Consider the following 25,017-nt stretch of genomic DNA (forward strand, 5'->3'; position numbering starts at 1 on the left):
AGGATGCAGGTCTATCCCAGTGTGATGCGGAGCCTGCGATGCCCCAGCTGGACGCCCACGACGGTGCCGACGCGCGCCGCCTCGACGCCCTGCTCGAACAGGTGGCGGCGCAGGATCGGCCGGCCTTCGATGCGCTGTACCAGCAGTCTGCGGGCCGTCTGTTCGCTATCTGCCTGCGCCTGTTGCGCGACCGCGGTGAAGCCGAGGACGTGCTGCAGGAGGTCTTCGTGACCGTCTGGCACAAGGCCCCGCGCTTCGACCGCAGCAAGGCATCGGCGATGACCTGGCTGTCCATGCTGGCGCGCAACCGGGCCATCGACCGCCTGCGTGCAGCGCCCCCGCGCGCGCTGGACGATGTGTCCATCGCCGAGGAACTGCCGGACGGTGATCTGCAACCGGCGCAGTTGGCCGAGCACAACGATGAAAGTGCACGGCTGACGGCCTGCCTGCAGGCGCTGGAACCGCGGCGGCGCAGTCTGATACGCGCTGCTTTCCTGGATGGCGCCAGCCACGATGAACTGGCGCGCCGTCTTGCCACACCCCTGGGCACGGTCAAGAGCTGGATCCGCCGTGGCCTGTCCCAGTTGCGGGTATGCCTGGAACCATGAACATCCGAGACCTCCAACAGGAAGACGAACAGCCACCCAGCGCCGATCAGTTGGCCGGTGAGTACGTGCTGGGCGTGCTGGAAGCCGGGCAGCGTGCCGACGCCGAGCAGCGGATCAGCGCCGATGCAGGCTTCGCGCGACTGGTGAGTCAGTGGGAAGTGCGGCTGGCGCCCTTGCTCGAGGAAGTCGGCAGCGCGCCGGTGCCTGCGCATGTCTGGCTGCGCGTCCGCCGCGAACTGGGCTGGGCGGCCTTCGATGCGGCGCCCGCTCCCCGTCCGTGGAAACGTACCGGCTTCTGGCAGGGCGCGACGGCGCTGGCGGCGGCGTTGGCGTTGGTCGCGGTGTTCACCCGCCCGGCACCCGAGCAGCCGTTGCCGACTCCGGTCGCCACGACGCCGACGCCGGTACCGGCCAGCGAGCCGGAGCAGGCCACCCGCCCGGTTACCCCGCTGCTGCATGACGATGGGCGAGCCGGCTGGCTGGCCTCCGTGGATGCCGCACTGGGCAAGGTGCTGATGGTGCCGGTGCCCAGTGCAGCCGACGCGCAGGGCCGTGCACCAGAGCTGTGGGTGATCCCGGCCGGCGGCGCGCCGATATCGCTGGGCCTGGTGTCCAATGACCGCGCCCACACGGTGGACGTGCCGACCGAACTGCGCGCTGCGCTGGTCAACGGCTCGGTGCTGGCCATCACCCTGGAGCCCACCGCAGGCGCACCGCATGCCGCGCCGACCGGGCCGGTGGTCGCCAAGGGAGATATCGCCAACCTGTAGGGGTCCGGAATTTATTTTCCGGACACTGCATCCACACGGCCGTTGTCATCGTATCTCCTGTCAGTAGCTCCAGGAGGGATGCACGATGTCGGCCACACCTGCTTCACCCCCGCGCCGCCCGCGGCGCTGGTCCACCCTGCTGCGCTGGTTCGACACCGATGCGCGGTCGCCTGCGGCTGCAGAATCGGCCGACCCGGACGGTCATCGCATCGACTGGCTGCGGGCAATTCCGTTCGTGGGCCTGCATCTGGCCTGCGTGGCCGTGATCTGGGTAGGGGTGTCCTGGGTAGCCGTGGCCGTGGCCGTCCTGCTTTACGCGGTGCGCATGTTCGCCATCACCGCGTTCTACCATCGTTACTTCTCCCACCGCACCTTCCATACCTCGCGTGTCGTGCAGTTCCTGTTCGCCCTGATCGGGGCGTCCAGCGTGCAGCGTGGCCCGTTGTGGTGGGCTGCCCACCATCGCAACCACCACCGCCACGCCGACCAGCCGCTGGATCCGCATTCGCCGCGCGAGCAGGGCTTCTGGTGGAGCCACATGGGCTGGTTCCTGACCCGTGAGGGCTTCCGCACCGACTGGTCGCGCATCCCCGACCTGGCCAAATACCCGGAACTGCGCTGGCTGGACCGGTTCGACACCCTCGTACCGGTCGCCTTGGCCGCCGCGCTGTTTGGCCTGGGCGCGCTGTTGCAGCACGTTGCGCCGTCGCTGGGCACTACGGGGCCGCAGATGCTGGTGTGGGGCTTCTTCGTGTCCACCGTGGTGCTGTTCCATGCCACGGTGACGATCAACTCACTCGCCCATCGCTTCGGCAAGCAGCGCTACGACACCGGCGATGACAGCCGCAACAACCTGTGGTTGGCCCTGCTGACCTTTGGCGAGGGCTGGCACAACAACCATCACTTCTTCCCCGGCACGGCCCGCCAAGGCTTCCGCTGGTACGAAGTGGACATCACCTGGTACGGGCTCCGGCTGATGCAGGCGCTGCGCCTGGTGAACGGCCTGAAGCCGGTTCCCGCCTGGGTGCTGGCCAAGGCGAGGAGCTGACATGCGCATCGCCGTGATCGGGTCGGGCATCGCAGGATTGGCGAGCGCCTGGTGGCTGGACCGCCAGCATGAGGTCACCCTCTTCGAAGCAAACGACTATCTGGGTGGCCATACCCACACGCACGCGGTGCAGGTGGATGGCCGCACCGTGGCGGTCGATACCGGCTTCATCGTCTTCAATCCCCAGCACTATCCGCTGCTGACCGGCCTGTTCGACGAACTGCAGGTGGCCTCGCAGCCGACCACCATGAGCTTTTCCGCCCACAGCGAACGCAGCGGTGTCGAGTACAACGCGACCTCGTTGAACACGTTGTTCTGCCAGCGCCGCAACCTGGTGTCGCCGCGTTTCTGGGGGATGCTCGGCGACCTGCGCCGCTTTTATCGCGAGGCACCGGCATTGCTCGAAGGCGATGAAGCCGGTCCGACGCTGGGCCAGTACCTGCACGATCATCACTATGGCGAGGCCTTCATAGAGGAACACATGCTGCCGATGGCCTCGGCGCTGTGGTCATCGCCGGCCAGCACGGTGCGCGATTTCCCGGCGCGCTATCTGGTGCAGTTCATGGCCAATCACCAGATGCTGCAGATCAGCGCGCGCCCGGAATGGCGCGTGGTGCAGGGCGGATCGGCACGGTATGTGGATGCGCTGCGCCGCCGCTGGCAGGTGCGCGAGCGGCTGGAGTGCCCCGTGCTGGCGGTGGAACGGCTGGCCGATGGCGTACTGATCCACAGTGCGGCCGGTGCCGAAGGCTTCGACCACGTCGTGATGGCCTGCCACAGCGACCAGGCACTGGCGCTGCTGCAGGATCCTGACGCGGTGGAACGCGGTGTGCTGGGCGCCATCCGCTACCAGCAGAACGAGGTGGTGTTGCACACCGATGCCAGCCTGCTGCCGCGCAACCGGAAGGCGTGGGCCGCCTGGAACGCCCACGTGCCGCGCGACCCGTCGCAGGCCTGCACGGTGAGCTACTGCATGAACCTGCTGCAGGGCCTGGATACGCCGACACCCCTGGTGGTGACCCTCAATCGCAGTGAGGCCATTGATCCGTCGAAGGTGCTGCGCCGCCTGCGGTACGCGCATCCGGTGCACGATCACGCCATGGTGCGCGCACAGCGCCGCTGGCATGAAGTGCAGGGACGCCGCCACACCTGGTTTGCCGGCGCCTATTGGGGGTGGGGTTTCCACGAGGATGGCATCCGCAGCGCACGCCGCGTGGTGGACGCCCTGCATGCCGTCAGTGCCGAAACGCACTGGCCGCAGCGCGAGGCAAGCACGGTATGAGCAACAGCGCGATCTACCGCGGACACGTCGTGCACCGTCGGCACCTGCCGCATGCGCATGCGTTCCGCTACCCGATCGCGCAGCTTCTGCTGGATCTGGATGAAGTGGACACCGTATTCGACCGACGCTGGTTGTGGTCGGTGGGTCGCCGCAACCTGGCCGAGTTCCGTCGCAGTGACTACCTGGGCGACCCGGATCAGCCACTGGCCGAGGCGGTGCGTGACCGCGCTGAAGCGGTGCTGGGCCATCGTCCGGTCGGCCCGGTACGCCTGCTTGCCCACCTGCGGCATGCCGGCCATGTGTTCAACCCCGTGAGTTTCTATTACTGCCACGCCGCCGATGGCGAGACCCTGGACTGCATCGTCGCCGAAATCACCAATACGCCCTGGAAAGAGCGCCATGCCTATGTGCTGCCGGTAGCCGATGCGGAGACGCGTGGCCGTGCGCTGCGCTGGCGCTTCGACAAGCAGTTCCATGTCTCGCCCTTCATGCAGATGGACTGTCGCTACGACTGGCGCTTCACCGTACCCGGCGACGACCTGCGCGTGCACATGCAGGTGTGGCGCGAAGGGCAGCGGCAGTTCGATGCAACGCAATCGATGCAGCGGCGTGCGCTGGACGGCCCCGGTTTGGCGAGCGTGCTGGCCCGACATCCGCTGATGACCCTGCAGGTGGTGGGCGCGATCCACTGGCAGGCAGTGCGGCTCTGGCTCAAACGCAATCCCGTACATGACCACCCTTCGCTTGCAGGCAAAAACCAATGAACGACATGAGCCACCGCATCGCCCTGCCCCAACCCGGTCGCTTGGACGCATTCCTGCGCCGGCAGCTGCTGGCCAAGCTGGCACCGCTGCAGGGCGGCTGCCTGCAGGTGCGTGACGCGCTGGGCGAAGTGCAGCTCGGCGTGGCGGGCAGCGGGCCCATCGTGACCGTGACGGTCGACGATCCTGCGTTCTATCGCGCCGTGGCGACGCAGGGCAGCGTCGGCGCCGGCGACAGTTACATCCGCGGCCAGTGGCGCTGCAACGACTTGGTCGCGCTGGTGCAGTTGCTGGTTCGCAACCGCGACCTGCTCGACGGGGTGGAGCGCGGTCCGGCGCGGATGGGGGGTTGGATGCTGAAAGCCTGGGCGTACCTGCGCCGCAATACGCGCGAGGGCAGCCGACGCAACATCGCGGCGCATTACGACCTGGGTAACCCGTTCTTTTCGTTGTTCCTGTCCGACGACCTGATGTACTCCTCGGCGCTGTATGAAGACGGCGATACCCTGGAGCAGGCCTCGCAACGCAAGCTGGCCCGCATCTGCGAGCAGCTGCAGTTGAAGCCGACCGACCGCGTGGTGGAGATCGGCACCGGCTGGGGTGGCTTCGCGCTGTATGCCGCACGCCATATCGGCTGCCATGTCACCACCACCACCATATCGGTGGAACAGCACGCACTGGCCAGCCAGAGGATCGAAGCGGCCGGGCTCAGTGATCGCGTGACGCTGCTGCTGAAGGACTACCGCGACCTGGAGGGGCAGTACGACAAGCTGGTGTCCATCGAGATGATCGAGGCGATCGGCGCGCAGTACCTGCCGACCTACTTCGCTACGCTGACCCGCCTGCTGAAACCAGAGGGCCTGGCCCTGCTGCAGGCGATCACCATCGAAGACGAGCGCTACCAGCAGGCACGACGCAGCGTGGACTACATCAAGCGCTTCGTGTTTCCCGGCAGCTTCATCCCGTCCATCAACGCCATCCTGGCGGCGAAGACGCACAGCAGCGACCTGCAGCTGATCGGCCAGCACGACTTCGGCTATTCCTATGCACTGACGTTGCGCACATGGCGCACGCGCTTCATGGCGCAGTTGCCGGCAGTGCGTGCGCAGGGGTTCGACGAGAACTTCATCCGCATGTGGGAGTTCTACCTGGCGTATTGCGAAGGCGGTTTCCTGGAGCGGTCGATCGGCGTGTCGCATCTTCTGATGGCACGCCCGGGCTACCGTCCCGTTGCGCTGAGCGGAACGCGCTGACATGCATTTCTGGGGCAACGTGATCGGCAACCAGCTGGTCTGGTTCTGCGCGGTGGCCGGGGCCGGCCGCGGCCAGTACTGGCCGGCCGTGCTGGCCGCCACGGCCTACATCGTCAGCCAGTTGCTGCTGTCGGCACATCCGAGCATCGAGCTGAAGCTGATGGCGGTGGCGATCATCTGCGGGCTGCTAGTCGACGGTGTGGCCGGTGCCAGCGGGCTGGTGGTGTACGCCGCCTTAACCCCGGCCGTGTGGCTCGCCCCTGTGTGGATTCTCGCGTTGTGGGCATCGTTCGCGATGACCTTGACGGTCTCTTTCGCTGCCCTGCAGCGACAGTGGAGGCTGGCCGCCTTGGTCGGCCTGCTGCTGGCCCCGCTGGCGTATCTGTCTGCTGCGCGGGGATTTTCTTCAGTGGCCTTCGCCGCGCCGGCATGGCGGGGCATCGCCGTGCTCGGCATTGGCTGGTCGCTGGCACTGCCTGCCCTGGCCGCCTGTGCGCGGCGATGGCAGCCGCCGTATCAACGCAGCGCCCGGCTGCAATCAGGAGAGGGTCGATGAAGCTGTTGTGGTGGGTATGGTTGTATGCGGCCGTGGTGATGAGCTGGGGTTGGTGGTGGCAACGTCGCAACGAGAATATCGGTGTCGTGGATGTGCTGTGGGCAAAGAGTGTGGCGGCCGCCGCGCTGCTGCTGGCGCTGCTGGGGGAAGGCGCGCTGCTGCCGCGGATGGCGCTGGGCGTGCTGGGCGGGCTGTGGGGAGCCCGCTTGGCGCTCCACCTGTGGCAGCGCGTGCGCAGCGAGGATGAAGACGGCCGCTACCGTTACCTGCGCGAGCACTGGAACGGGCACCAGGGCAAAATTTTCGGCTTCTTCCAGGCGCAGGCGCTGCTGGTGGTGCTGTTCGCGCTGCCCTTCATCGCCGTGGCGCTCAACCCGCGCACTGACGGCGTGGGTTGGGTGATCGCGGCGGCGGTGGTGTGGTTGGCGAGCGTCGGCGGTGAAGGCCTGGCCGACCGCCAGCTGGCCCGCTTCCGCGCCAAGCCGGAGAACAAGGGCCGTACCTGCCGCGATGGGCTGTGGCGCTACTCACGGCACCCCAACTACTTCTTCGAGTGGCTGCACTGGTTCACCTACGTGCTGCTCGCGGTGGGTTCGCCGCTCTGGTGGTTGTCGTGGTCCGGTCCGCTGGTCATGTACGTGTTCCTGCGCTGGTTGAGCGGTGTGCCCTTCACCGAAAAACAGGCGCTGCGCAGCCGCGGTGATGACTACCGCGAGTACCAGCGCACCACCTCGATGATCTTCCCGTGGTTTCCCCGCAAATCTGCTGCATCCAAGGAGTTCCGCCCATGAGCACCGATATCCAGAGTCTGCCTGCGGCCGACTACGCGCCGGGGCTGACCGGCCTGGCAGAACGTGGCCTGCTGCCTGATGCGCTGCTGCGCCTGGGCATCCGCCAGCAGTGCGCACAGCGCCTGCGCGAAGAGCAGGAAGGCGGTACCGATGCGCAGTCCGCGCGCTTCTCCGAGCGTATCGCCGAGCTGGCCGGCAGCCCACTGGCACTGCATGTGGACGCCGCCAACCGCCAGCACTACGAGGTACCCGCCGCGTTCTTCGAGGCCTGCCTGGGCAAGCGCCTGAAATACAGCAGCTGCTATTACCGCACCGGCCATGAAACGCTCGACCAGGCCGAGGAGGCCATGCTGGAACTGTATGCCGAGCGTGCGGGTCTGGCAGACGGTCAGGACATCCTGGAGCTGGGCTGCGGCTGGGGGTCGTTGACGTTGTGGATGGCCGAACGTTATCCGAACGCGCGCATCACCGCCGTGTCCAACTCCAACGGCCAGCGGACGCATATCGAAGCGCAGTGCAAGGCGCGCCGGTTGGGCAATGTCACGGTGCTGACGCGCGATGTGAACCACTTGGAGCTGCCCGAGCGCGCGTTTGATCGCGCGATCTCCATCGAGATGTTCGAGCACATGCGCAACTACGACCGCCTGCTGGGCCGCATCGCCGGTTGGCTGCGCAGCGACGGCGCGCTGTTCGTGCATATCTTCGTGCATCGCACGCTGATGTATCCCTTCGAGACCCAGGGGGATGACAACTGGATGGGGCGGCATTTCTTCACCGGTGGCCTGATGCCCGCCGCCGATACCCTGCTGCATTTCCAGCACGACCTGCTGCTGCAGCAGCGTTGGCTGCTGGACGGCACGCACTACGAGCGCACCGCCAACCATTGGCTTGCCAACCAGGACAGCCAGCGCGATGCGCTGATGCCCGTGCTGCGGCAGACCTACGGCGATGCCGCTGCCGCGCTGTGGTTCCAGCGCTGGCGGATGTTCTGGATGGCGTGTGCCGAGCTGTTCGGCTATGAAAACGGCCAGCAGTGGCAGGTCGCCCATTATCTGTTCCGTCCCCGCTGAAGGAGAACGCCATGCGTCTGTACAGCCTGCTTCCCGTCGTTGCGATGGCACTATCGGCCAGTGCCTGTTCGTCCAGCCCCGAGCGGCCGCTGCCGCGTGCACCGCAGGTCGATGTGCCACGTTTCATGGGCGACTGGTACGTCATCGCGCAGATTCCCACCTTCATCGAGCGCAAGGCCTTTGATTCGGTGGAAACGTACGCACTGCGTCCGGATGGCCGCATCCAGACGACCTTCACCTACCGCAAGGGCAGTTTCCAGGCCCCGGTGAAGACGATGCACCCTGTCGGTCGGGTGGAGAAAGAAGGCAACGGCGCCGTGTGGGGCATGCAGTTCATCTGGCCGATCCAGGCCGAGTATGTGATCTCGTGGCTGGACGCGGATTACCAGCAGACCATCGTGGCGCGCAGCAAGCGTGACTACGTGTGGTACATGGCGCGCACCCCGCAGGTCAGCGACAGCGACTACCAGCAAGCGATCGAGCGCATCGCCGCGATGGGCTACGACACCAGCAAGATCCGCCGCGTCCCGCAATCAAACCGCTGAACGGCGGCAGAGCCGACTTCAGTCGGCTGTCTTCGAAGCCCAGGTAGAGCCGACTTCAGTCGGCTGCCCCGAAGCCGACTGAAGTCGGCTCTGCCACCCCATCCCAACCCGCCCACGGCACACTCCACCCAACCCGCCCACACCCCACCACACCCCACAAACTGCGCCACCCATCTCATGCCGTGAGAGGCACACTTGCCATAATCGGAGCCGTATCCAGCAGAGGGTCGGCCCATGGCAGCCAAGTACTGCGATCTGGTCATGAAGGGGGGCATCACCAGCGGGATCGTCTACCCGAACGCGGTGCTGTCGCTGGCCAAAGCGTATCGGTTCAAGAGCATCGGTGGCACCTCGGCAGGCGCCATTGCCGCGGCCGTAGCGGCGGCTGCCGCGCTCGGTGACCGCCGCCGCCACGCCGGCGAGGCGATGGACGCGCAGGCAGGTTTCGAGGGGCTGTCCGCCGTATCCGCGCAGCTGTCCACGCGCGGATTCATCTACCGCCTCTTCCAGCCGGCGCGTGGCGGGCGTGCGGCCTACCGGCTGCTGGTGGTACTGGCCAGCCACGCTGGCTGGCCGCGAAAGATCGTCTGTCTGCTGGCCGCAGTGTTCACCATCGCGCCAGTGGAGGTGCTGGTATCGCTGACCCTGCTGCTCGGCATCGGCGCGTGGGCCGGCGGCGGCCCTGGCGTGCTGGCCACGCTGCTGCCCTCGCTGCTGTGCGCTTATGGAGCCGGCGTAGCGGCGGCGTTGCTGCGCGTAGCGCGTGTGGCACGCGGCAATCTGCTGGGGCTGTGCAACGGCCGCAGCGAGGACCCGCAGCGCCCCGCACTCACAGACTGGCTGCATGCCAGCCTGCAGGCGTTGTCCGGGCGACCGCTGGACCAGCCGCTGACCTTCGCCGACCTGCATTCGGCGCCGCGTTACGCGGGCGAGCCGCAGGATGCGCATGCCGTGACCCTGCAGATGATCAGTACCTGCGTCTCGCACAACGAACCGCGCACGCTGCCCTTCAGCGATGCGACGTTCTGGTTCCTGCGCGAGGAGTTCGATCTCCTGTTTCCGTCCAGCGTGGTGGACTGGCTGGTGCGACACGCCGGGACGCCCGAGACCTTCGACGGGCGGGACTACCATCGGCTGCCCGCAGGAGATCAACTGCCGGTGCTGGTTGCCACGCGGATGAGCCTGAGCTTCCCGCTGCTGATCAGCGCGGTGCCCCTGCATGAGCCGGCATGGTCGGCCACGCGGCCTCCGCTGCAACGCGTCGAGCCCGGTCGGGGGGGCAAGAACGTGGCAGACAGCATGGAAGGGCTGACCCAAGGCGGGCAGGGGGCGCCAACGGCACCCGCTGCAGCGGAGGCGCCGCGCTTCCGGCGCTGCTGGTTTTCCGATGGCGGCATCGGCAGCAACTTCCCGATCCACCTGTTCGACGCGGCGCTGCCGCGCTGGCCCACCTTCGCCATCAACCTGGTGTATCCGGGCGGTGCCGTGTCAACCGTGGACCCTGAGGATCCGCAGGGCGCGCTGGAACGTGCCGTGGTATTGCCCGCCGGCAATCGCGAGGGCTGGCAACGCAGCTACCGCGACATCAGTGCGCCGCTCGCCGCCAACGAAGTGCTGCGGTTCCTTTTCGCGGTGATATCCACCATGCAGAACTGGCGCGACCTGTTGCAGGCGCGGGCACCCGGCTACCGCGACCGCATCGTCAACGTGGCGCTGGAGGGGGACGAGGGCGGCATGAACCTGGACATGCCACAGGACGTGCTGAGCCGAATCGCGGAGAAAGGCACGCTTGCCGGGGAGCGCTTCTGTGCGTTCTCTTTTGAAAACCACTACTGGGTGCGTTGGCGCAACCTTGCCTCGGCCTACCAGCGTTACACGCTGGAAGTTTCACGCACCGATGATGCCAGCCAGCAGGTGGTCGCCTACCGGGCGGTGTATGCCAGCGTGGCGACCGGGCAGCCTCTGCCACCGTCGTATCCACTGGGCTCGCAGGAAAGGCAGCGCGCGTCGCAGGCGCTGTATGCGCGCATGGTGGAGCAGGGCACCACGTGGGAAGACTGCGGCCCGGACCTCACCGAGGGCGCACCACGCCCCCTGCCGCAGATGAAGGTCACGCCGATCTATTGAGCAGACCGTCAGGGTAGAGCCGACGGGTATAGCCGACTTCAGTCGGCTGCCTTTGCATCAGGCGAAATGCAGCCGACTGAAGTCGGCTCTACCCCGCCATCCCCACCATTCCCATCATTCCCATCATTCCCATCACCCGCCACCCGCCAGCCACCCGCCCGCCCGCCCGCCACCCGCCGCCCCCCTGCCTCAGCGCCCCGGCAGCTGCGCGAACGCGCGCTGCATGCAGTCCTCGCGCGGGCATACCCGGCAGCCGGGTCCTATGGATACCGAGTTTCCTGGGCTCTGGATATCCAGCCCCCGGGTGTAGACCAGCCGCTCTGCATGCTGCAGATCGCAGCCCAGCGCCACGGCAAAGGTCTTGCGTGGCTGGCCATGGCCGACCGGGCCGCTGCTCACCTGCCGGGCCAGCCAGAAATGGCGCCGCCCATCCGGCATGCGGGCGGTCTGGGTGAGGATGCGTCCGGGCTGGTTGAACGCCTCGTAGACGATCCACAGCGGGCACGAACCGCCTACCTGCGAAAAGTGGAAGTCGGTGGCCGAGTGGCGTTTGGACACGTTGCCGGCACGGTCCACGCGGATGAAGAAGAACGGCAGGCCCGGTGCACTGCGCCGCGCCAGCGTGCTCAGCCGGTGGCAGACCGCTTCGAACCCTACGCCGAACTGGTGCGCCAGCAGTTCGATGTCGTAGCCGCTGTGCTCGGCTGCGCGCAGGAACGGGCCGTAGGGCATCACCAGCGCGCCGGCAAAGTAGTTGGACAAGCCGATGCGGGCCTGGGCGATGCGCGCATCATCGCGGAAGTCGGCACGCTCGATCACCGCATCCACGGCCTCGCCGTGCCCGCGCAGGGCCAGCTCGGCGGCCATCTGGAAGGCCTGCTGGCCCGGTTCCAGGTAATCCGGCAGCCACAGCGTGCGCGCCTTAGCATCCAGCAGGCGCTTCTCGCGGCCAGCCTGCAGCGGTGCCACTTCCACCATCACGCCGTGACGGTCGGCCAGCAACTGGCGTAGCCGCGGCGCCATGTGGCCGACGGTCAGCCCCCACTCGGCAAACAACTGCTCGGCCAGCTCATCCAGCTCCGGGATGTGGTTGTGCATGCGGTTGAAGAAGTCGCGCACCTGGTCGCCCGCGGGCAGGCTCAGTCCGGCGCCGGGCTCGCCCAGCTGGAACTCCAGCGCTGCTGCATGCTCGCGCAGCGCCAAATGGCGGCGGTGCAGGTCCAGCAAGGCCTGGCTGACCTGCGGCAGGTTGCCGGCCATGGCCCGCAGTTCGGTGGCACTGACATCGGCCAGGCCGAGGTCACGCAGCGTCTGCCCCAGCGCATCCTGCAGCGCCGCCGGTCCCCCGGCATCGAACAGGTCGCCCAGTTCGCCCAGCACGGCGCGCAGACGCTGCTGCACCGCCGGGGTCAGCGGCCGCTTGTTGCGCTCGATCTGGTTCAGATAGCTGGCAGAAACGCCCAGCCCCTGCGCCAGTTGCGCCTGGGTGTAACCGCGCTGCTCCCGCAGCTTGGCCAGGCGCAGACCGAGATGACGCTGGGGCACAAGGTCATTCACAGGATTAACAATAATCAGCAGGCCGGTTGGCCAGATTAAGCGCAGACAGCTCAGAAATCGAGCAGTGGCCTGTGAATAATGCCAAGTATCTTCAGCACTCCGATGGAACCGCCATGACTGTTGCAGCGCCCCGTATCCGTCTGTTGATCGATGGCCAGTTCATCGAGTCGTCCACCGCGCAGTGGCAGGACGTCGTCAATCCGGCCACGCAGGACGTGCTGGCCCAGGTGCCGTTCGCCACCACCAGCGAAGTCGACGATGCCGTCGCTGCCGCCAAGGAAGCTTTCAAGACCTGGCGCAAGACGCCCATCGGCACCCGTGCGCGCATCTTCCTGAAGTACCAGCAGCTGATCCGCGAGAACATGAGCGAGCTGGCGCATACCCTCAGCGCCGAGCAGGGCAAGACCGTGCCGGACGCCGAAGGCGATGTGTTCCGCGGCCTGGAAGTGGTCGAGCACGCCGCAGCGATCGGCAACCTGCAGCTGGGCGAGCTGGCCAACAACGTGGCCAATGGCGTGGACACCTACACCTTGATGCAGCCCTTGGGTGTGTGCGCGGGCATCACGCCGTTCAACTTCCCGGCGATGATTCCGCTGTGGATGTTCCCGATGGCCATCGCCACCGGCAACACCTTCGTGCTCAAGCCGTCCGAACAGGATCCGATGGTCACCATGCGCCTGGTCGAACTGGCGCTCGAAGCCGGCATCCCGAAGGGTGTGCTGAACGTCGTCCACGGCGGCGAAGAAGTGGTCAACGCGATCTGTGACCACCCGGACATCAAGGCGATCTCGTTCGTGGGCTCCACCCGCGTCGGCACCCACGTGTACAACCGCGCCTCGCTGGCCGGCAAGCGCGTGCAGTGCATGATGGGCGCGAAGAACCATGCGGTCGTGCTGCCTGATGCCAACAAGGAGCAGACCCTCAACGCGATGGTTGGCGCCGCCTTTGGTGCGGCCGGACAGCGCTGCATGGCCGCCTCCACGCTGGTGCTGGTGGGTGATGCACGCGCCTGGGTGCCGGACCTGGTGGCGAAGGCGAAGACGCTCAAGGTCAGCGCTGGCTCGGTGACGGGCACCGATGTCGGCCCGGTCATTTCCTGCAGTGCCCGCGAACGCGTGGAAGGCTTGATCGCTTCGGGCGTGGAGCAGGGCGCAACGCTGGACCTGGACGGCCGCAATCCGCAGGTCGATGGCTTCGAGAAGGGCAACTTCGTCGGGCCGACCATCTTCTCCGGCGTCACCACCGACATGCGCATCTACCAGGAAGAAATCTTCGGGCCGGTGCTGGTGATCCTGGAAGCGGAAACGCTGGAAGACGCCATCGCGCTGGTCAACAGCAACCCCAATGGCAACGGCACGGCGGTGTTCACCCAGTCCGGCGCCGCCGCGCGTCGCTTCCAGGAAGACATCGACGTCGGCCAGGTCGGCATCAACGTGCCGATCCCGGTGCCGGTGCCGCTGTTCTCCTTCACCGGATCGCGCGCATCCAAGCTGGGTGACCTCGGTCCATATGGCAAGCAGGTGGTGATGTTCTACACGCAGACCAAGACCATCACGGCACGTTGGTTCGATGACGAGACGCTGAGCCACGGCGTCAACACCACCATCAGCCTGAAGTAACCACGGAGTTGCAGACATGAGTAACTCGATGACGACGGAACTCGACGAAGCGCAGCAAGCCTATCGAGAGGCAGCGCGTGACTTCGCCCAGGCAGAATTGGCGCCACACGCAGCGCGGTGGGATGCGGAGGGCATCTTCCCGCGCGAGGCAATCGCCAAGGCAGGGGAACTCGGTTTCTGTGGCTTGTACATGGATCCCGAGGTCGGTGGCAGCGGCTTGAGCCGTCTGGACGCCGCCGTCGTCATCGAGGAACTCGCCAACGTGGATCCCTCCACGGCGGCCTATGTCAGCATCCACAACATGGCCTCGTGGATGGTCTCCACCTGGGGCCAGGAAAGCCTGCGCGCCGCGTGGGGCGCGGATCTGTCGGCCGGCACCAAGCTGGCCTCCTACTGCCTGACCGAACCGGGAGCGGGCTCGGATGCGGCATCGTTGAAGACCACGGCCGTGCGCGATGGCGACGACTATGTGCTCAATGGCGCGAAGGCCTTCATTTCCGGCGCTGGCGCGACCGAGCTGCTGGTGGTGATGGCACGCACCGGCGGCCCCGGCGCGAAAGGCGTAAGCGCCATCGCGGTGCCGGCCGACCTGCCGGGCATCAGCTACGGCCGCAAGGAAGAGAAGATGGGCTGGAACAGCCAGCCGACCCGTGGCATCACCTTCGACAACGTACGCGTGCCGGTCAGCCACCTGCTGGGCGAAGAGGGCGGCGGCTTCAAGCTGGCCATGAAAGGCCTGGACGGCGGGCGCATCAACATCGCCGCCTGTTCGCTGGGCGCCGCGCAGGGTGCGCTGGATGCGGCACGACGCTACATGGGCGAGCGGCGCCAGTTCGGCAAGGCGCTGGCCGAGTTCCAGGCGCTGCAGTTCAAGCTGGCCGACATGGCCATCGAGCTGGTCGCCGCACGGCAGATGGTGCACACCGCGGCCCGCAAGCTCGATGCGGGTGCCAGCGATGCCAACGTGTGGTGTGCGATGGCCAAGCGCTTCGCTACCGATGCGGGCTTCACCGTGTGCAACGAAGCGCTGCAGATCCACGGCGGTTACGGTTATATCCGCGAGTACCCGATCGAGCGCCTGCTGCGTGACTGCCGTGTGCACCAGATCCTGGAGGGCACCAACGAGATCATGCGGGTGATCGTTGCCCGTCACCTGCTCAATACCGAAGAGGAACTGCGATGAACGATTGGCGCATCCATGAACATGCCGGCCTGAAGGTCGAGGCCGATGGCCACGTTGCGGTCATCACCCTGCACAATCCGCCCGCGCATACCTGGACCGTGCACAGCCTGTCGGCCCTGCGCGACCTGGTGGGTGCGTTGAACGCGGACCGTGATGTCTATGCACTGGTGATCAGTGGCGAGGGCGAGAAGTTCTTCTCCGCCGGCGCCGACCTCAACCAGTTTGCGTCCGGCGACAAAGCCGCTGCGCGGGAAGCCGCGCGCCGCTTCGGTGAGGCATTCGAGGCGCTCTCCGCGTTCCGCGGCGTGTCCATCGCGGCCATCAACGGCTATGCCATGGGCGGCGGCCTGGAATGTGCGTTGGCGTGCGACCTGCGCATCATCGAAGAACACGCCCAGGTGGCGCTGCCGGAGGCCACCGTCGGCCTGTTGCCGTGCGCTGGCGGCACGCAGAACCTGCCGCGCCTGGTCGGCGAAGGCTGGGCCAAGCGGATGATCCTTCTCGGTGAGCGCATCGACGCAGATACCGCCGTGCGGATCGGTCTGGCCGAGCAGAAAGCCGGCAAGGGCGAAGGTAAAGCGCTGGCGCTGGAGTGGGCGAAGAAGGCCGGCAAACAGAGCCCGACCAGCATCGCCGCCTGCAAGACGCTGGTGCAGTCCACCCGCACCGGTACGCATGCATCGGCGCTGGTCGCAGAGCGCGAAGCGTTCGTGGACCTGTTCGATACCGCCGACCAGGTAGAGGGCGTCAGCGCCTTCCTGGAAAAGCGCAGCGCGCAGTGGAAGAACGCATGAGCCGGGAAACCGACATCGTGGTTGATGAAGCGCCGGTGCTGTTTGAAGAACGCACCGCGGCCAACGGCACGCGCATCGGTATCGCCACGCTCAACGCACCGCGCACGTTGAATGGCTTCTCGCTGCCGATGGCCCACCTGCTGTTGGAAAAGCTGCGTGCGTGGGCAGACGATGACGGCGTGGCCATGGTCGTGCTGCAGGGCGCTGGCGAGAAAGCATTCTGCGCCGGCGGCGACCTGCACAGCCTGTACCAGAGCATGCAGGCCTACCGCGCGGCAGGGCAGGTGGACATCCGCCAGAACACGCATGCCGCCGAGTTCTTCGATGTCGAATACCGCGTAGATTTCCTGATCCATACCTACCCCAAGCCGATCCTGTGCTGGGGCCACGGCATCGTCATGGGCGGCGGCATCGGCCTGATGTCCGGCGCCAGCCATCGCGTGGTCAGCGAGCGCTCGAAACTGGCGTTCCCGGAGATCACCGTCGGCCTGTTCCCGGACGTCGGCGGCAGCTGGCTGCTGCAGCGCGTGCCGGGCAAGGGCGGACTGTTCCTGGCGCTGACCGGCGCGCTGCTTGGCCCGGGTGATGCGATCCATGCCGATCTGGCAGATCTGCACATCGCCGAATCGCAGCGCGCCGAAGTCTTCGACGCGTTGCTGCAGGCGGACTGGGGCCGCGACAGCGAGGGCAACCACGGCCGCTTGGACACGCTGCTGCAAGCCTTCGCCAGCGACGCACCCACGGGGCCGCTGCAGGCCCATGCGGACCTGCTGGTAACGCTGTGCGCCGGCGATGAACTGCCGGCGATCATCGAACGCATCCGCGCCCTGCAGACCGACGACGCGTGGCTGCAGAACGCACAGAAGACGCTTGCCGCCGGTGCACCCGGTTCGGCGCGGCTGGCGTTTGAACTGCAGCGCCGCACCGCCGGCGCGGACCTGGCGACGGTGTACCGGCTGGAGTACGTGACGGCCCTGCATTGCGCCGCGCACGGTGACTTCGCCGAGGGCATCCGCGCGCTGTTGGTGGACAAGGACCGCACCCCGCACTGGAGCCCGGCTTCGCTGGCGGACGCCAGCGCGGCGTGGGCCGAAGACTTCTTCATTTCCCCGTGGCCGGCCGACCAGCACCCGCTGGCCGACCTTGGCGCCACCGCTGCTGAAAGGACCGTCGCATGAGTCGCATTGCATTCATCGGGCTGGGCAACATGGGCGGTCCGATGGCCGCCAACCTGGCCAAAGCGGGCCACGCCGTGCGCGTGTTCGACCTCGTGCCCGCCGCCGTGCAGGCGGCCGTGGATGCCGGCGCAACGGCTGCCACCTCCGCATTGGATACGTTGACCGATGCCGAGGTGGTGATCTCGATGCTGCCGGCCAGCCGCCACGTCGAAGGCGTCTATCTGGGCGATGACGGCCTGCTGGCCGACATCCCGGGCGGTGCGCTGGTGATCGACTGCAGCACCATCGCACCGGCCACCGCGCGCAAGGTTGCCGAAGCCGCCGCGGCGCGTGGCCTGCAGATGCTGGACGCGCCGGTATCGGGGGGCACCGCCGGGGCCACCGCCGGCACGCTGACCTTCATCGTCGGTGGCGAAGAGGACGCATTGGAACGTGCACGCCCCTACCTGCAGGCGATGGGCAAGAACATCTTCCATGTGGGGGCCAGCGGCGCCGGCCAGGTCGCCAAGCTGTGCAACAACATGGCGCTGGGCGTGATCATGGCGGTGACCGGTGAATCCATCGCGCTGGGTGTGGCACACGGGCTGGACCCGAAGGTGCTGTCGCAGATGATGGCGGTCAGTACCGGCCGCAGCTGGGCGACCGAAGTGTGCAATCCGTGGCCGGGGGTGCTGGACAACGCGCCGGCCTCGCGCGGCTACAGCGGTGGCTTCGGCAGCGACCTGATGCTCAAGGACATGGGCCTGGCGGTGGAAGCGGCGATGAGCGTGGGCGCCTCCATCCCGCTCGGCGAGCTGGCGCGCAACCTGTATTCGATGAATCACCAGGCAGGCCGCGGCAAGCTGGACTTCTCCAGCGTGGTGCAGCTGGTGAGCAACGAGAAGTAACCGCGAGCTGGGTCGGATCGCTTTCGCCGAGCGAAAGCGATCAGGCGCTTGGTGTTTTGCTGCTGTCGCGTGTCCCTTCATCCATGAAGCGGATCGACGAGCGCCCCCCGATCCCGTTGCCATGGCTGAGCAGATCCCCGCGCAGGTCGTCACGATCTGCGGTGGAGGGCAGACCCTTTGCCGTGGCGTAGGCCTGTGCCTGGTGATCACCGCATCCACGTAGGTCTTTTCGCCCGCCTGCGTTGGGCGACTTTCGATGGAACCCACCGGCCACGTGCCGAGCTGGCCGAAGTCCACCTGGATCGCGCCCAGGCTGTATCCGCTGCTCTGCGCAACGCTGCTGACGGTTCCCCAGTCGGGCTCGCGCATGCCGCGCGTGATCCCCGCGATGGACAGGTGGCACGACGCTGGCCCACCCTCGGTCAGCCGCTTACTCCAGCAGGTCCAGATACTGCTGCAGCTGGTCGGCGCGCGCGCTCAGGCGGCGCATCTGCGCATCGCTGCCCTGCAGGTTGCCGGCCTGGGTGCTGTCCTGCACGTATGTCTCCAGCTCGGCATCGCGGTCACGCGATTGCAGCCACGCACGCTGGGCTGCGGTGAGGGCCGCCTTTCCGCTTGCGTCCAGCTTTGCCTGCAGCGCTCTGTAGACGCGGTTGAGGCGCTGGTCCTGGCGGGTGGTTTCTGCGGAAATGCACGCAGCCTGCACGATGGCGCCCTGGGCGCGCTGCTGGCAGGTCGTGAAAGTGGGGCTGATGCCCTTCGCCGGGGTGGCCGGAACAGGCGACAAGGCGAGCGCGGCGCTGCTGGCCAGCAAGGCGCTGAGCAGCGTGATCGAACGACAGAACGGCTTCTGCAACAGCTGCATGCGCTACTCCACGATCATGGGGCGTGGAGTATACGAAGCGGTTGCTGACAGGCGCGTTAGACCCGACCCGGACACCCGTGCACACGGCCGGGCGATCCGGCCGCGTGCAGGGGATGAAAGTCAGGCCACGATCAGCTTGACGTCGATGTTGCCCTGGGTCGCATTGGAGTACGGGCAGAGGATGTGGGCTTTCTGCACCAGCTCTTCCAGCTGTTCGCGCGGCACACCCGGGGCGGTGATGGTCAGCTCGGCCTCGATGCCGAAACCGGTCGGGATCTGGCCGATGCCGACCTTGCCGGTAACGGTGGTGTCAGCCGGCAGCGCGACCTTGGCCTGGCCGGCGACGAACTTCAGCGCGCCGAGGAAGCAGGCCGAATAGCCGGCAGCGAACAGCTGCTCCGGATTGGTGCCCGGGCCGCCTGCGCCGCCCAGCTCGCGCGGGGTCGACAGCTGGATGTCCAGCACGTTGTCGGAGGACACAGCGCGGCCTTCGCGGCCGCCGGTTGCGGTGGCCTGGGCGGTGTACAGAACCTTTTCGATCGACATGGCGGAGTTCCTTGTTGGGGTGGCCGGTTGGCCGGTGAGGTGTACTTTGCGCGCCTTGGCTGGACGTGTGGCAACATGGAGTCCGGAAAACTTGATGGATCGTCCAGCCATGCTCGATCGACTTGAATCCCTGCTCGACCGCTTCCCGGTCAGTGCGCGGCTGCTGCAGGGTGGCGAGATCAGCGGCCACTGGGTGCCGGCGCAGGCCGCCAGCCAACCCCTGCTGCACCTGCTCAGCCAGGGCGGCGTGGAGGTGATGGACAGCGATGGCACCCGCCTGCGCATCGATCAGCCCAGCGTGCTGTTGTACACCCGGCCGCGCGAACATCATTTCAGCATTGATGACGGGCTGCAGGTGCCGCTGGTGACGGCGGGGCTGCGTTTCGAAGCCGGCGAAGGCAGCCCGGTGGCCGACGCGTTGCCGAGCCCGATCTGCCTGCCACTGGCCGACCTGCTGGGTAGCAACGCGGTGCTGGGTGTGCTCTTTGAAGAAGCCTTCACCGAGCGCTGTGGCCGGCAGGCGATGCTCGACCGCCTGTTCGAACTGGTGATCATCCAGGTGCTGCGCACGCTGATGGAAAACGGCCAGATCCAGGTCGGGCTGCTGGCCGGAATGGGCCACCCGCGGCTGCGCCATGCACTGGTGGCCATGCACGAACGACCGGCCGAAGAGTGGTCGCTGCAGACGCTGGCCGAGCGTGCCGGGATGTCACGCAGCGCCTTCGCCGAAGGGTTTCGCGATGTCGTAGGCAGTACGCCCGGGCAGTACCTGCAGGCGTGGCGGACGCGACTGGTGCAGCAGGCCCTGCGCCGTGGCCAACCGCTGAAGCGCATTGCCGGCGACGTCGGGTATGGCAGCGAGGCCGCGCTGTCGCGCGCGTTCAAGGCCCAGACCGGGCAGTCGCCGAGGGAATGGAAACAGGCCGCGCGGTGACGCTGGGTATGGCAATTGCCGTGGTAGCGCTGAGCCACGCTCGGCGAGCGCCCCGCGCGGTGAAGCATTCCACCGAGCACGGCGTGGCCCTACCCGGTCATACCGCCCATTCCAGGTCGGTGGTGAACATGATGGTCAGCCAGCGATCCGGCGACTCCTCACCCAGCAGGTCGCCGATCTCATCGCGCAGGCGATCCCATTCGGCCAACGCACGCGGCGGATCGTCCGCACGGACGACGAAGAACAGTTCGATCTGCTCACCGCGACCGACCTGCGCCACGTAGCTGCGGTAATCGATGAATCCATGTCGAGTGACCACATCGCGGGCCACCGCATCCACGTGCGCCCGCAGCTCCTGGGGCGCCACCAGCAGGATGCCGGCCAAGGCTTGGCGCACGGTGCCCAGCGGCGCCACCATGACGAACAGGCAGACCACTGCCAGGATGCCCGGATCGATGTACGGCCCGATCCAGTCCAGCGACGTGCCACGCACCAGTGCACCGCCGATGAAGGCCAGCAGATAACACGCGGACATGCTCGCTGCGATGATCCAGTTCTTCGCATCCAAGGCGATGAAGTCCGAGCCGATCTGCCGGTTGGCACGCAGCACGAACGCCGCCAGCGCCCCTTCGGCCAGCAGCGAGATCACCCCGAAGGTGATGGCCGGGCCGAGCGCGATCAGACGCCCGCCCGAGGTCAGCGCATCCACCGCATTGACGAACGCGTACAGCGCCGCACCAATCATCAGCGTGCCACTTACGCCCAGCACGATGGGTTCCAGATGCCAGAATCCCATCGAAAAACGCTGGTTCAGGCGCGACTGCAGGGTATCGGTATTGGTGGACTGGGCAATCAGCCGGGCGACCAGCAGCGACAGCCACGTCATCACCACATCGATCATTCCGTAGATGCCATCGAAGATGATCAGCGAGGAATTGGCGTACAGCCCGAAGCCTACCGCCATGGAGGCCATGACCAGGGTGCCGGCGATCGAAAGGCGCAGCACCCCCTGCTCGGTGCGGGTATCGAAGAAACGTGGGGGAATGATGGCCATGCCGTGATTGTAGGCCGGGACCATGACCAGCCCGTAGCGCCGAGCCACGCTCGGCGAGCGCGCAGCGCGGCAGCACGCAGCATGCAGCGTCAGCAGCCCTAGGCCGGTCCCCCGGTAGCGCCGAGCCACGCTCGGCGAGCGCGCAGCGCGGCAGCTTCGTTCTTCCGCCGAGCACGGCTCGGCGCTACCACGGCGGCAGCATGCAGCGTCAGCAGCCCTAGGCCGGTCCCCCGGTAGCGCCGAGCCACGCTCGGCGAGCGCGCAGCGCGGCAGCTTCGTTCTTCCGCCGAGCACGGCTCGGCGCTACCACGGCGGCAGCACGGCTCGGCGCTACCCGCCAGGCCGTGGCTGCCGTAGACTTGCGCGCTTCCCGCCCTCCGCGAAGCCCGTACGCAGTGACCACGCCACCCTGACCCCTGCCGCATGGCAGCCGGACCTGTCCGGCATCAGGAACCCGCGTACCCATTGCAGCGCTGCGTGGCCGTGACCACGTGCGCCAAGGAAATCCCATGCAGACCCATTACCCGCTGCGCCAGCAGTGGCTCGGCAACGTCCGTGGCGACGTGCTGTCCGGCATCGTCGTCGCGCTCGCGCTGATCCCCGAGGCCATTGCTTTCTCCCTCATTGCCGGGGTCGATCCCAAGGTCGGCCTGTACGCCTCGTTCTCCATCGCGGTCATCACCGCCATCGCCGGCGGCCGCCCGGGCATGATCTCCGCCGCCACCGGTGCGATGGCGCTGGTGATGGTCGATCTGGTCAAGGACCACGGCCTGCAGTACCTGTTTGCCGCCACCATCCTCACCGGCGTACTGCAGATGTTGGCCGGCGCATTGAAGCTGGGCTCGCTGATGCGCTTCGTCTCGCGCTCGGTCATCACCGGCTTCGTCAATGCGCTCGCGATTCTGATCTTCATGGCGCAACTGCCGGAGCTCGTCGGCCGTGGGCCGACGGTCTACCTGCTCTGCGCGGCTGCGCTGGCGATCATCTACCTGCTGCCACGCATCACCCGCGTGGTGCCCTCGCCGCTGGTGGCGATCGGCGTGCTCACCGCCGTGGTGATCGGATTCGGCATCGACGTACGCACGGTCGGTGACATGGGCCAGCTGCCCGACAGCCTGCCATCCTTCTTCCTGCCGGACGTGCCGCTGAACTGGGAGACGCTGCGCATCCTGCTGCCGGTGTCGGCCACGCTGGCGGTGGTGGGGCTGCTCGAATCCATGATGACCCTGCAGATCGTCGAGGACATCACCGAAACCCCAAGCGAGCGCAACCGCGAGTGTGCCGGGCAGGGCCTGGCGAACACGGTGACCGGCTTCTTCGGCGGCATGGCCGGCTGCGCGATGATCGGGCAGTCGGTGATCAACGTGACCAGCGGCGGGCGCGGGCGCCTGAGCTGCCTGGTCGCCGGCAGCGTGCTGCTGATGCTGGTGGTATACGGCAGCGAGCTGGTGCGGCAGATCCCGATGGCTGCCCTGGTGGCGGTGATGATCATGGTCAGCATCGGCACCTTCAGCTGGCGCTCGCTGCGTGACCTGCGCACCCATCCGCGCAGCTCTTCGATGGTGATGCTGCTGACGGTGGTGGTTACTGTGGCGACGCATGATCTGGCCAAGGGCGTACTCAGCGGCGTGCTGCTGTCAGCGCTGTTCTTCGCGCGCAAGGTCGGCGGCATGTTGGACGTGCAGCGTGATGACCACGAAGGCGCGCAACGGTATGTGGTGCGTGGACAAGTGTTCTTCGCATCGGCCGGGCAGTTCGGTGCGGCCTTCGATTACCAGCACGTTGCGCCGCGGGTGGAGATCGACCTGCAGCACGCGCACCTGTGGGACCTCACGGCCGTGGGTGCACTGGAACGCGCTGCCGAAAAGCTGCGTGCGCATGGCGCCGTGGTGGACATCGTTGGCCTCAACGCGGCCAGCCGGACGCTGGTGGAGCGGGTGGGACGTAAGGGCGCACCGGACAGCGTGCACTGACCGCTGCGACCCGAGCCGTAAGGCGCGCTGTGCTTGCCTCAGCGCGCCTTCCAGACTGACGCATGGTCCGCCGAGCAGCGGTCGCGAACGCAGCACCGCGCGCGTGCCGTTGCAGCCAGACACGTTGCGCTACCTGCAGCATCGCCCGGTTGTTGGCGTTGGGCTTGCGGCCCAACCGGCCGTAGACATCACTCACGCTCTTGTCCTTGGCGGGATCATTCCGCGGCGATGCAGGCCTTCTACTGCGCCCGCCCTCCCGGATTTCAGGGGGCGGTAAAGATAGCGGTGGAGCAGCTCACATCAGGAGAACCTTGCCGGTCGAAGACGAACTGGAACTTCACGTTGCCGGGTCCGGCCGCCTTGGGCCGACGCACGGTGGTCAATTTGTCATGCCACCTGCCGTCCATGATCAGATCATCTCCGGAATCCTTGCGCTATCCCGTGCCGATCATGTTCAGGTTGTTGCGAAACGTCGGGTTTCCGTTCGGCGGCACCATCTTGTAACGCGTGAGCGTAAAAACATGCTCGTCGCCGTCCAGGTGATAGCTCAGGCTGCCCTCACCCTCCCAGATCTGGGTAATGGTGCCCGTCGTCAGCTTGGCTCTGCATCCGAGCACGTAATTACCGGCATTTCCGCCATCATTGGCCGGGCGAAAATAGGCGTCCCCGATGGGGGCATCCTCCGTTCCTATGCGTTCGACGGGCGGAGTGTTGAGTGCCAGCAAGCCGATGAGTGATGCGTTGATGAGCGCGTTCATAGCTGTCTTCAAAAGAGCGGGTGGAGCTTCCAACGTAGTGCTTCGAGAGCCGGGAATACGGCTTTGGGCGAATGGGGGGCCGGTCTGTGCGCGGGCTCACGGATCAGACCAGAACGACGTTCAGCTCAGGCACAAAGGACTACGCCGCGTGCGCCGAGCTCCGCTTATGCCGGCGCCATCGATGTCCAGCATGGTCGGCAGGCATTTCCAGCGTGCGGCTGGGTGTCCGCGTTGCAGACGGCCCGGTAGCAGGCGCGAATGCGGGAACGTCAGGATGGGAACTGGGGCAACGTGCGGTGGGAGGACGCCAAGGGTCGCGATGGAAACGCATCAACGGGTGCCGCCAAACTGCACTCGGGTCCGTGCGTGCAGCCGCTCGGGCCCATGGCCGAAGAAGGGCGGCCTGTCCGCATGCCTTCATTCTTCCATCCGGGCTACCGCCGTACGGCAGCCCGCGCGCTTGGGCGCTGTCAATGTTCGCAGTTCTGGTGGACGATTACGGTGTTGGCATCGATGACGTTGACCTTGGGCTCACCCACCAGTTGGCCAACCAACTTGTCGCACCCGAACTTCAGCAGGCGATCTGCCTCCCGACGTTGAGCTTCACCAAATTTGCCTTTGAATGTCACGCTGAGGGGAGTGACGGCAGCGTTGGCGCTGGGGGCCATGACGAGGGCAACGAGCAAGCCAGACAGAACAGACTTCAATCGGTGATTGTTCATGATGTCTCTCTTCAGGGTGAGCGCGGCGACCTGCCGCGAGAGGCATGGTGGACGGCTGGTTGAAGAAAGGCTGTAGGGCAGCGCGCCGCAGACGGCAGCAGGCTTGCTGGTAGCCGCATAGGAGACTCCGATGCGA

24 protein-coding genes are annotated in these 25,017 nt (G+C 66.7%); 18 read left to right on the forward strand and 6 right to left on the reverse strand.

Going from position 1 to position 25,017, the window contains the following annotated elements; all coding sequences use genetic code 11:
* Positions 1 to 38 precede the first annotated feature (38 nt).
* The 11 genes from ICJ04_RS01135 (at position 39) to ICJ04_RS01185 (ending at position 10,811) form a co-directional block, all read left to right on the forward strand.
* Positions 39 to 608 (forward strand): sigma-70 family RNA polymerase sigma factor, encoded by a 570-nt coding sequence (locus ICJ04_RS01135; protein ID WP_188325744.1) that lies wholly within the window; start codon positions 39 to 41, stop codon positions 606 to 608.
* Positions 605 to 1,378, forward strand: coding sequence for an anti-sigma factor (locus ICJ04_RS01140; protein ID WP_188325745.1), 774 nt, complete (start codon positions 605 to 607; stop codon positions 1,376 to 1,378). Before ICJ04_RS01135 ends, ICJ04_RS01140 begins: the two co-directional genes overlap by 4 nt.
* Before the next feature lie 85 nt (positions 1,379 to 1,463).
* Positions 1,464 to 2,426 (forward strand): acyl-CoA desaturase, encoded by a 963-nt coding sequence (locus ICJ04_RS01145; protein WP_188325746.1) that lies wholly within the window; start codon positions 1,464 to 1,466, stop codon positions 2,424 to 2,426.
* Position 2,427: 1 nt separating this feature from the next.
* The gene (locus ICJ04_RS01150; RefSeq protein ID WP_188325747.1) at positions 2,428 to 3,708 is read left to right on the forward strand and encodes an FAD-dependent oxidoreductase; all 1,281 of its coding nucleotides are present in this window, start codon (positions 2,428 to 2,430) and stop codon (positions 3,706 to 3,708) included.
* Complete coding sequence (locus ICJ04_RS01155; protein ID WP_188325748.1) at positions 3,705 to 4,472, forward strand: DUF1365 domain-containing protein; 768 nt, start codon at positions 3,705 to 3,707, stop codon at positions 4,470 to 4,472. Before ICJ04_RS01150 ends, ICJ04_RS01155 begins: the two co-directional genes overlap by 4 nt.
* The gene (locus ICJ04_RS01160; RefSeq protein ID WP_188325749.1) at positions 4,469 to 5,722 is read left to right on the forward strand and encodes a cyclopropane-fatty-acyl-phospholipid synthase family protein; all 1,254 of its coding nucleotides are present in this window, start codon (positions 4,469 to 4,471) and stop codon (positions 5,720 to 5,722) included. Before ICJ04_RS01155 ends, ICJ04_RS01160 begins: the two co-directional genes overlap by 4 nt.
* Position 5,723: 1 nt before the next feature.
* Positions 5,724 to 6,278 (forward strand): DUF2878 domain-containing protein, encoded by a 555-nt coding sequence (locus ICJ04_RS01165; RefSeq protein ID WP_188325750.1) that lies wholly within the window; start codon positions 5,724 to 5,726, stop codon positions 6,276 to 6,278.
* A complete protein-coding gene (locus ICJ04_RS01170) occupies positions 6,275 to 7,069 on the forward strand; it encodes a DUF1295 domain-containing protein (RefSeq protein WP_188325751.1) in 795 nt (264 codons plus the stop codon). Before ICJ04_RS01165 ends, ICJ04_RS01170 begins: the two co-directional genes overlap by 4 nt.
* Positions 7,066 to 8,139, forward strand: a complete 1,074-nt coding sequence (locus ICJ04_RS01175) for a class I SAM-dependent methyltransferase (RefSeq protein ID WP_188325752.1) — start codon at positions 7,066 to 7,068, stop codon at positions 8,137 to 8,139. The genes ICJ04_RS01170 and ICJ04_RS01175 overlap by 4 nt, the downstream gene beginning before the upstream one ends.
* Positions 8,140 to 8,150: 11 nt before the next feature.
* A complete protein-coding gene (locus tag ICJ04_RS01180; protein ID WP_188325753.1) occupies positions 8,151 to 8,684 on the forward strand; it encodes a lipocalin family protein in 534 nt (177 codons plus the stop codon).
* A gap of 234 nt (positions 8,685 to 8,918) precedes the next feature.
* Entirely contained in the window at positions 8,919 to 10,811 is a 1,893-nt protein-coding gene (locus ICJ04_RS01185) for a patatin-like phospholipase family protein (RefSeq protein ID WP_188325754.1), read from the forward strand.
* Positions 10,812 to 11,000: 189 nt separating this feature from the next.
* Here ICJ04_RS01185 and ICJ04_RS01190 read toward each other — a convergent pair whose 3' ends face one another.
* Positions 11,001 to 12,368, reverse strand: coding sequence for a short-chain fatty acyl-CoA regulator family protein (locus ICJ04_RS01190; protein WP_188325755.1), 1,368 nt, complete (start codon positions 12,366 to 12,368; stop codon positions 11,001 to 11,003).
* 113 nt (positions 12,369 to 12,481) lie between these two features.
* On the opposite strand from ICJ04_RS01190, the gene ICJ04_RS01195 reads away from it, so the two are divergent.
* From ICJ04_RS01195 to mmsB, 5 genes are read left to right on the forward strand one after another with little or no spacing between them, the layout of a single operon-like run.
* Positions 12,482 to 13,987: a CoA-acylating methylmalonate-semialdehyde dehydrogenase gene (locus tag ICJ04_RS01195; RefSeq protein ID WP_188325756.1), complete on the forward strand. Its 1,506-nt coding sequence runs from the start codon at positions 12,482 to 12,484 to the stop codon at positions 13,985 to 13,987.
* 16 nt (positions 13,988 to 14,003) lie between these two features.
* Positions 14,004 to 15,170, forward strand: coding sequence for an acyl-CoA dehydrogenase family protein (locus ICJ04_RS01200; RefSeq protein ID WP_188325757.1), 1,167 nt, complete (start codon positions 14,004 to 14,006; stop codon positions 15,168 to 15,170).
* A complete protein-coding gene (locus ICJ04_RS01205) occupies positions 15,167 to 15,964 on the forward strand; it encodes an enoyl-CoA hydratase (RefSeq protein WP_188325758.1) in 798 nt (265 codons plus the stop codon). Before ICJ04_RS01200 ends, ICJ04_RS01205 begins: the two co-directional genes overlap by 4 nt.
* Positions 15,961 to 17,142, forward strand: coding sequence for an enoyl-CoA hydratase/isomerase family protein (locus ICJ04_RS01210; protein WP_188325759.1), 1,182 nt, complete (start codon positions 15,961 to 15,963; stop codon positions 17,140 to 17,142). The genes ICJ04_RS01205 and ICJ04_RS01210 overlap by 4 nt, the downstream gene beginning before the upstream one ends.
* On the forward strand, positions 17,139 to 18,029 hold the full coding sequence (gene mmsB, locus ICJ04_RS01215; protein ID WP_188325760.1) for a 3-hydroxyisobutyrate dehydrogenase: 891 nt from the start codon (positions 17,139 to 17,141) through the stop codon (positions 18,027 to 18,029). The genes ICJ04_RS01210 and mmsB overlap by 4 nt, the downstream gene beginning before the upstream one ends.
* A gap of 430 nt (positions 18,030 to 18,459) precedes the next feature.
* On the opposite strand, the gene ICJ04_RS01220 is transcribed toward mmsB, so the two are convergent.
* The gene (locus ICJ04_RS01220) at positions 18,460 to 18,894 is read right to left on the reverse strand and encodes a lysozyme inhibitor LprI family protein (protein ID WP_188325761.1); all 435 of its coding nucleotides are present in this window, start codon (positions 18,892 to 18,894) and stop codon (positions 18,460 to 18,462) included.
* A 120-nt stretch (positions 18,895 to 19,014) separates the two neighbouring features.
* Positions 19,015 to 19,440, reverse strand: coding sequence for an organic hydroperoxide resistance protein (locus ICJ04_RS01225; protein WP_188325762.1), 426 nt, complete (start codon positions 19,438 to 19,440; stop codon positions 19,015 to 19,017).
* A 109-nt stretch (positions 19,441 to 19,549) separates the two neighbouring features.
* Here ICJ04_RS01225 and ICJ04_RS01230 point away from each other — a divergent pair, with 109 nt between their 5' ends.
* On the forward strand, positions 19,550 to 20,374 hold the full coding sequence (locus ICJ04_RS01230; RefSeq protein WP_188325763.1) for an AraC family transcriptional regulator: 825 nt from the start codon (positions 19,550 to 19,552) through the stop codon (positions 20,372 to 20,374).
* Between the two features lie 97 nt (positions 20,375 to 20,471).
* Here ICJ04_RS01230 and ICJ04_RS01235 read toward each other — a convergent pair whose 3' ends face one another.
* On the reverse strand, positions 20,472 to 21,428 hold the full coding sequence (locus ICJ04_RS01235) for a cation transporter (protein WP_223202956.1): 957 nt from the start codon (positions 21,426 to 21,428) through the stop codon (positions 20,472 to 20,474).
* A 509-nt stretch (positions 21,429 to 21,937) separates the two neighbouring features.
* Here ICJ04_RS01235 and ICJ04_RS01240 point away from each other — a divergent pair.
* Positions 21,938 to 23,401, forward strand: coding sequence for a SulP family inorganic anion transporter (locus tag ICJ04_RS01240; protein ID WP_188325765.1), 1,464 nt, complete (start codon positions 21,938 to 21,940; stop codon positions 23,399 to 23,401).
* Between the two features lie 434 nt (positions 23,402 to 23,835).
* Here the strand turns inward: ICJ04_RS01240 and ICJ04_RS01245 are convergent, their stop codons facing one another.
* The gene (locus ICJ04_RS01245; RefSeq protein ID WP_188325766.1) at positions 23,836 to 24,159 is read right to left on the reverse strand and encodes a hypothetical protein; all 324 of its coding nucleotides are present in this window, start codon (positions 24,157 to 24,159) and stop codon (positions 23,836 to 23,838) included.
* A gap of 470 nt (positions 24,160 to 24,629) precedes the next feature.
* Positions 24,630 to 24,881, reverse strand: coding sequence for a hypothetical protein (locus tag ICJ04_RS01250; RefSeq protein ID WP_188325767.1), 252 nt, complete (start codon positions 24,879 to 24,881; stop codon positions 24,630 to 24,632).
* Between the last annotated feature and the right edge of the window lie 136 nt (positions 24,882 to 25,017).

The sequence above is a fragment of the Stenotrophomonas sp. 169 genome (genome assembly GCF_014621775.1).
Taxonomy (GTDB): Bacteria; Pseudomonadota; Gammaproteobacteria; order Xanthomonadales; family Xanthomonadaceae; genus Stenotrophomonas.

Bases quoted from the DNA above. Each gene is read 5' to 3' on its own strand.
- ICJ04_RS01135 (WP_188325744.1), top strand. From the start codon at position 39: ATGCCCCAGCTGGACGCCCACGACGGTGCCGACGCGCGCCGCCTCGAC.
- ICJ04_RS01140 (WP_188325745.1), top strand. From the start codon at position 605: ATGAACATCCGAGACCTCCAACAGGAAGACGAACAGCCACCCAGCGCC.
- ICJ04_RS01145 (WP_188325746.1), top strand. From the start codon at position 1,464: ATGTCGGCCACACCTGCTTCACCCCCGCGCCGCCCGCGGCGCTGGTCC.
- ICJ04_RS01150 (WP_188325747.1), top strand. From the start codon at position 2,428: ATGCGCATCGCCGTGATCGGGTCGGGCATCGCAGGATTGGCGAGCGCC.
- ICJ04_RS01155 (WP_188325748.1), top strand. From the start codon at position 3,705: ATGAGCAACAGCGCGATCTACCGCGGACACGTCGTGCACCGTCGGCAC.
- ICJ04_RS01160 (WP_188325749.1), top strand. From the start codon at position 4,469: ATGAACGACATGAGCCACCGCATCGCCCTGCCCCAACCCGGTCGCTTG.
- ICJ04_RS01165 (WP_188325750.1), top strand. From the start codon at position 5,724: ATGCATTTCTGGGGCAACGTGATCGGCAACCAGCTGGTCTGGTTCTGC.
- ICJ04_RS01170 (WP_188325751.1), top strand. From the start codon at position 6,275: ATGAAGCTGTTGTGGTGGGTATGGTTGTATGCGGCCGTGGTGATGAGC.
- ICJ04_RS01175 (WP_188325752.1), top strand. From the start codon at position 7,066: ATGAGCACCGATATCCAGAGTCTGCCTGCGGCCGACTACGCGCCGGGG.
- ICJ04_RS01180 (WP_188325753.1), top strand. From the start codon at position 8,151: ATGCGTCTGTACAGCCTGCTTCCCGTCGTTGCGATGGCACTATCGGCC.
- ICJ04_RS01185 (WP_188325754.1), top strand. From the start codon at position 8,919: ATGGCAGCCAAGTACTGCGATCTGGTCATGAAGGGGGGCATCACCAGC.
- ICJ04_RS01195 (WP_188325756.1), top strand. From the start codon at position 12,482: ATGACTGTTGCAGCGCCCCGTATCCGTCTGTTGATCGATGGCCAGTTC.
- ICJ04_RS01200 (WP_188325757.1), top strand. From the start codon at position 14,004: ATGAGTAACTCGATGACGACGGAACTCGACGAAGCGCAGCAAGCCTAT.
- ICJ04_RS01205 (WP_188325758.1), top strand. From the start codon at position 15,167: ATGAACGATTGGCGCATCCATGAACATGCCGGCCTGAAGGTCGAGGCC.
- ICJ04_RS01210 (WP_188325759.1), top strand. From the start codon at position 15,961: ATGAGCCGGGAAACCGACATCGTGGTTGATGAAGCGCCGGTGCTGTTT.
- mmsB (WP_188325760.1), top strand. From the start codon at position 17,139: ATGAGTCGCATTGCATTCATCGGGCTGGGCAACATGGGCGGTCCGATG.
- ICJ04_RS01220 (WP_188325761.1), bottom strand. From the start codon at position 18,894: ATGCAGCTGTTGCAGAAGCCGTTCTGTCGTTCGATCACGCTGCTCAGC.
- ICJ04_RS01225 (WP_188325762.1), bottom strand. From the start codon at position 19,440: ATGTCGATCGAAAAGGTTCTGTACACCGCCCAGGCCACCGCAACCGGC.
- ICJ04_RS01230 (WP_188325763.1), top strand. From the start codon at position 19,550: ATGCTCGATCGACTTGAATCCCTGCTCGACCGCTTCCCGGTCAGTGCG.
- ICJ04_RS01235 (WP_223202956.1), bottom strand. From the start codon at position 21,428: ATGGCCATCATTCCCCCACGTTTCTTCGATACCCGCACCGAGCAGGGG.
- ICJ04_RS01240 (WP_188325765.1), top strand. From the start codon at position 21,938: ATGCAGACCCATTACCCGCTGCGCCAGCAGTGGCTCGGCAACGTCCGT.
- ICJ04_RS01245 (WP_188325766.1), bottom strand. From the start codon at position 24,159: ATGAACGCGCTCATCAACGCATCACTCATCGGCTTGCTGGCACTCAAC.
- ICJ04_RS01250 (WP_188325767.1), bottom strand. From the start codon at position 24,881: ATGAACAATCACCGATTGAAGTCTGTTCTGTCTGGCTTGCTCGTTGCC.